The following is a 5,201-nucleotide window of genomic DNA, read 5'->3' as shown; positions in this document are numbered from 1 at the left end:
GATTATGTGGAAAAGCTACAAAACTACGATTGGCTCATACTGGATGTCAATATCTTTGATGCTATTCCAGAAATTGGATCAAACACCTTGGAAAGAGATAGAGCAGAACTAGCTTTAATATTTAAGGAGCTAACTCGACTCACTCAGGAACATTACATTCTTGGATATCCTTATCCGCTATGTGAAGTTCACAATTTTATATCTCTAAAAAAGAACTTTAAAGAAGAAATAATTGCTCGTTTGAAGTACTCTCTTTATAGAGATCAGAGAATGGATAACGTTGATATTGAAAATCTTTTTCTAGATATGCATGACAGATTTTAAGAGGACTCTTTATGTCGAAAGCTAACAAAGCAGATTTTGGTGTTCTATATGGTCAAAAAACAACTGAGGATGCACTATTAATCTATTCTTCCTATGAAGATGCTAAAGCTAGTCCACAAACTGGTGATTTTATTGTTTTGACTCCCAAAGATGAGGGTAATACAAAATATCTTGCAAGAGTTGAGGCTGAAATCTACGACGAAGACCCTATTTTCAAATCACAAGATAAAACTTTAATTGCTGTACATTATGCTCGAATTGCAGAAAGAGAGCTTTCTGAACGAGATAAACAAAAGATGTTCAGCTATACATACAAAGTTCGTATTTTAGGCACATTTACAGACAGTGGCTCTACAATCGCTTTCACAACTGCTGTGAGGAAACTACCAATTGTTTCTTACATTGCAAGACATTTGAACAAGCGCGAGATAGACTCAATCCTCAATAAAACGAATGAAAATGGCGTTGAAATTGGATATCTTTGTGTAGGAGAAACGGTCTTTAAAGATAAGGGACCAATCCTCTTTAAGATTGATAAATTGCGTAACAAACGCACGATGGTATTTGCTCAATCTGGTTTCGGAAAAACCAATCTTGTAAAAGTACTTCTCTACCATATGACTCGTGATACTTCATATGGAAAGTTGATTTTCGATTTGAATGGTGAATATTTTTTACGTGGCACAGCTACATACGGATTGGGAGATATTAATGAAAGTTCAATTCGGGATAATGTTGTCGTGTATTCTGACAAGAAACTACCCGATATTTATACGAAACAAAATCGATTTATTTTTGGCGGTAAAGTCGCACTCAATATGCATAAGCACTTAGCAGTAGGTGATATATTGAATTTTGGGGCTGGTTTTTCTGAAGTGATGAAATCTTTTCTTCTATATCTTGATGAAGACGGTATATCTAACTTCATTGAAAATATCGATGATTACGTTGAAACTCCAAGCAATCTTTATCGAGATTTTTCTGATTTCTTTGGTGAACAGAAGAAAGATACAAAGGGCAATATTAAGGAGGATGTCTCTGCGAGAAAAACAATTATGGCAATTCGGAAAAGAATTCGCCATCTAATTGATGAAGGTAATCTACATTCTAGGGTATCAAATCTTATAGAAAATGTATTCAAATTTTTGAAGCAAGGAAAAACTGTCATCATCGATTTATCCCTGAAAGACAATATGGATGCCAGTATTATTTCAACTATTCTGGTTCGTAAACTCTTTGAGAGTAACAAAGAGAAATTTACTTCAGATGAGCCTCCTGGCTGAGAATTGGCAGGAGTATCTGCTGGGAAATACAAATCAGGTGGTATGGAAAGATTTTACTCAAATAGATTTAGTAAGCTACTGGCATGAAAAATGGGTTACTCCTAGACTAGATACTTTGCAAACTAATTTGGAGCTAGAAGTCGGTTTGTAAATTTTTTTAAAGCTTATGCGTTAAGATACCTTCAATTCCTTGCAAAGTTAATTTAATGTTCAAGGTATCCAATCCAAATGCAGCCTGATGGCGGCTTGAAGGCTGGCACTGATATCCATCAGGCTGCGAGGCTGACTTATACTTAAGCTATGCCCAAGTTAGACATTATCCATAACGCGGTAAAAAACGCACTCATCAAAGACGGCTGGGCGATTACAGACGACCCCTACGTAATTCAGTATCGAAGAACAACGTTATACGCTGATCTCGGTGCTGAACGCCCAATTGGGGCTGAACGAGATGGGCAAAAACTTGTTGTTGAAGTGAAAAGCTTTGTTGGCGCATCAAAGATACAAGATTTGAAAGAAGCTCTCGGTCAGTATGACATCTACCGTTATCTTCTAGAGGAAACAGCGCCAGACCGTAAACTTTACCTTGCTGTTGGTACGATCATTTATAAAAGTTTTTTCAACCAGGATGTGATTCAACTCATCCTCCACAAACATCAACTTCCACTTATTGTTGTCGATACAGAAACAGAGGAAATCACACAATGGATAAATTAACTGAGTATCCCAAGATAATTAAGCGTATTTTAACAGAGTATATAGAACTATGTAACCGTCGTCCTAACCGAGATATGGAAACATTTTTGATTATGGATGAGCCAAAGGGTCACTATATTTGGATGAACCTTGGTTGGCAAAATGACGAACGCATTACTGGTATGACCGTCTACGTTAGGATTCGAGATGGCAAATTCTGGATTGAGGAAGATTGGACTGAAGATGGTATCGCAACTGACCTAGTTAGTGCAGGAGTTCCCAAGGAGGATATAGTGTTGGCATTCCATGAGCCAAAGATGCGGCAGTATACAGATTTTGCAGTAGCATCTTAGCGATCGCGCCCTCTAACAATGCGGTATCGCGGAGCTTTTTGTGCAGGATAATATAGAGTCAGTTTTCCAATAGCTCAAGATATGACTCCCGCATCCGATAGAGAAACAACCATTATTCGTACAGAACGTGGATTGACGATCGCAGGTACACGCCTGACACTCTATGATGTGATGGATTTTCTCAAAGCTCAGTATCCACCAAAATTAATCCGTGACAAATTTAATCTTACAAAGGAACAACTTAGTGCTGCTTTGTCTTACATCAAAGCAAATTCCACTGAGATAGAAACTGAATATCAACAAGTTCTGCAAACTAGAGAAGAAATTCGTCAATATTGGGAAGACCGTAACCGCGAACATTTCGCCCGCATTGCAACAATTCCACGTAAACCGGAACAAGAAACTCTCTGGGCAAAGCTTGAGGAGCAAAAAGCCAAACACGCTTCCAAGTCGCCATGACCTTTTTGGTTGATTACAATCTTGACGGATATGCGCTTGTTTTCCTTGGCATTTTAGCAAAGGGCGGTTGGCTGGAGTTGATATCTGTTCGTTTTGTGACCTTTGGAGAAGCTGGTTTATTGATGAAAAACTCCACCCACTCTTGGGTTGGAGTTTTTGGGCATGGGGAATGGGGCATGGGGGAGGCAGTGCGGTCTTGGGGTCTCCCCAAGTGGAGCAACTGCCGTCATGGGAAAGAGTTACCAATGCCCAATGCCCAATGCCCCAAGTCGGCGGGCGGCTATCCCTCTCCACCCACTCTTGGGTTGGAGTTTCCCGCCGACTTCCATGAAAGGTGAAGATTCTTTGGAGAAAGTCATGCGTGAGGAAAACACAACGGATTCATTTCCTGTAGTTACAATTGGAGATCTTCAGCGCCTTGATGAGTTCGACTATCGAGAGCAATGTGTAGATCGTCTCATAGAGATTGTACTTGACATTGAAAACTACATGGGAACTGGGCGGCTGTTTATTCCATGAAGTTATTTCTGCCAATTTTCCTATTCCTCCCTCATTGCTAACATATTAGTCAAATTAACTGTTAATTTTTTAGTTGTTGGGCTTTATTACAAAGACTATTAACAACTTTATTTAAGATGCTAAGTCTGTTAAAAACAATTCGAGATGCGATCGCTAGTTGGTGGTCAGAGTTCACACTCCAGACCAAATTATTGGCTGTGGCTACAATGGTAGTTTCATTAGTGATGAGTGGTCTGACCTTCTGGGCTGTGAATACAATTCAGCAGGATGCGCGGATGAATGACACCCGCTTTGGCCGTGACTTGGGGCTACTGCTTGCTGCCAACGTTGCCCCCTTAGTCGCTGACAATAATCTCACTGAGGTTGCCCAATTTTCTCAACGCTTTTACAGCAGCACCTCTAGTGTGCGTTATATGCTTTACGCCGATGAAAACGGGGAAATCTTTTTTGGCATTCCTTTTTGGGAAGCAGAGGTAGAAAACTCCCTTACCATTAAACGGCGGATACAATTGCCAGAAGATTACCCTGGTGATGGGGAAAAGCCGATGGTGCGGCAACATACAACCCCAGATGGGACAGTGACCGATGTATTTATTCCCCTGATCGTCAATAAAAAATACTTAGGTGTATTAGCGATCGGTATCAACCCTAATCAGACTGCTGTCATCTCCACCAATTTTACCCGCGATGTTACCATTGCCGTTTTTATCACCATTTGGGTAATGGTGATTTTGGCAGGAGTAATTAACGCCTTGACCATTACTAAGCCCATTAAAGAACTGTTGGTGGGGGTGAAGCAAATTGCTACCGGGAATTTCAAGCAGCGCATTGATTTACCTTTAGGGGGCGAACTGGGGGAGTTAATTTTAAGCTTTAATGAGATGGCAGAGCGATTAGAACGCTATGAAGAACAGAATATTGAGCAACTGACCGCAGAAAAAGCCAAGCTACAAACCTTAGTTTCGACGATCGCAGATGGTGCTGTGTTGATTGATAACAACATGCAGGTGATTTTAGCTAACCCCACAGCAGAGCGAATTTTTGGCTGGGAAAACGCTGGTGTGGTAGGTAACAACTTGTTACATCACTTACCACCATCGGTACAAATGCAAATCACTGACCCTTTATACGAAATGGCAGCAGGCGAATGCGAAAGCGCCGAATTCCGGATTTTTCTTAACCAACCCACCCAGAGGACGATCCGCATTCTCTTGACAACAGTACTCAATGTGCAAAGGGAAAGCATCAAAGGCATTGCGATTACCGTTCAAGATATCACCCGTGAAGTCGAATTAAACGAGGCAAAAAGCCAATTTATCAGCAACGTTTCTCACGAACTGCGAACGCCTCTAGCCAACATCAAATTCCATATTGAAACCCTGTACGACTTCGGCGAAAACTTTGATTTACAGAAATGGCAAGAGTATCTGCAAACAGTCAACTATGAAACCGATCGCCTAACCCGCTTAGTTAACGATGTTTTGGATTTGTCAAAACTCGAATCTGGTCACAACTACAGCTTCGATGGCGTAGATTTAGCCCAAGCGATCGAGCAAACATTGCGTAC

General features: G+C 40.8%; 8 protein-coding genes. All 8 read left to right on the top strand.

The annotated features are described in order from the left end of the window. A partial coding sequence (locus tag LC574_RS25555) for a hypothetical protein (RefSeq protein ID WP_229456344.1) occupies window positions 1–324 on the top strand: 324 nt, incomplete at its 5' end. An 11-nt stretch (window positions 325–335) separates the two neighbouring features. After that, window positions 336–1,607: a DUF87 domain-containing protein gene (locus LC574_RS25550; RefSeq protein WP_229456343.1), complete on the top strand. Its 1,272-nt coding sequence runs from the start codon at window positions 336–338 to the stop codon at window positions 1,605–1,607. Beyond that, entirely contained in the window at window positions 1,591–1,758 is a 168-nt protein-coding gene (locus tag LC574_RS25545) for a hypothetical protein (RefSeq protein ID WP_229456342.1), read from the top strand. The genes LC574_RS25550 and LC574_RS25545 overlap by 17 nt, the downstream gene beginning before the upstream one ends. Window positions 1,759–1,907: 149 nt before the next feature. Next, window positions 1,908–2,324: a XisH family protein gene (locus LC574_RS25540; RefSeq protein WP_229456341.1), complete on the top strand. Its 417-nt coding sequence runs from the start codon at window positions 1,908–1,910 to the stop codon at window positions 2,322–2,324. Next, the gene (locus tag LC574_RS25535) at window positions 2,312–2,656 is read left to right on the top strand and encodes a XisI protein (protein WP_229456340.1); all 345 of its coding nucleotides are present in this window, start codon (window positions 2,312–2,314) and stop codon (window positions 2,654–2,656) included. Before LC574_RS25540 ends, LC574_RS25535 begins: the two co-directional genes overlap by 13 nt. 81 nt (window positions 2,657–2,737) lie before the next feature. After that, the gene (locus LC574_RS25530) at window positions 2,738–3,115 is read left to right on the top strand and encodes a DUF433 domain-containing protein (RefSeq protein ID WP_229456339.1); all 378 of its coding nucleotides are present in this window, start codon (window positions 2,738–2,740) and stop codon (window positions 3,113–3,115) included. A gap of 162 nt (window positions 3,116–3,277) precedes the next feature. Continuing rightward, window positions 3,278–3,634: a hypothetical protein gene (locus LC574_RS25525; RefSeq protein ID WP_229456338.1), complete on the top strand. Its 357-nt coding sequence runs from the start codon at window positions 3,278–3,280 to the stop codon at window positions 3,632–3,634. A gap of 116 nt (window positions 3,635–3,750) precedes the next feature. Continuing rightward, on the top strand, window positions 3,751–5,201 hold a 1,451-nt coding region (locus LC574_RS25520; protein ID WP_229456337.1), incomplete at its 3' end, for a histidine kinase dimerization/phospho-acceptor domain-containing protein.

Origin of the sequence: Nostoc sp. CHAB 5715 (genome assembly GCF_020829685.1) — a bacterium.
Taxonomy (GTDB): domain Bacteria; phylum Cyanobacteriota; class Cyanobacteriia; order Cyanobacteriales; family Nostocaceae; genus Nostoc.
This window is presented reverse-complemented; position numbering and strand designations above follow the sequence as displayed.

Coding starts and splice junctions, on each gene's coding strand:
- LC574_RS25530 (WP_229456339.1), top strand. CDS start 2,738: ATGACTCCCGCATCCGATAGAGAAACAACCATTATTCGTACAGAACGT.
- LC574_RS25535 (WP_229456340.1), top strand. CDS start 2,312: ATGGATAAATTAACTGAGTATCCCAAGATAATTAAGCGTATTTTAACA.
- LC574_RS25545 (WP_229456342.1), top strand. CDS start 1,591: ATGAGCCTCCTGGCTGAGAATTGGCAGGAGTATCTGCTGGGAAATACA.
- LC574_RS25550 (WP_229456343.1), top strand. CDS start 336: ATGTCGAAAGCTAACAAAGCAGATTTTGGTGTTCTATATGGTCAAAAA.
- LC574_RS25540 (WP_229456341.1), top strand. CDS start 1,908: ATGCCCAAGTTAGACATTATCCATAACGCGGTAAAAAACGCACTCATC.
- LC574_RS25525 (WP_229456338.1), top strand. CDS start 3,278: ATGGGGAATGGGGCATGGGGGAGGCAGTGCGGTCTTGGGGTCTCCCCA.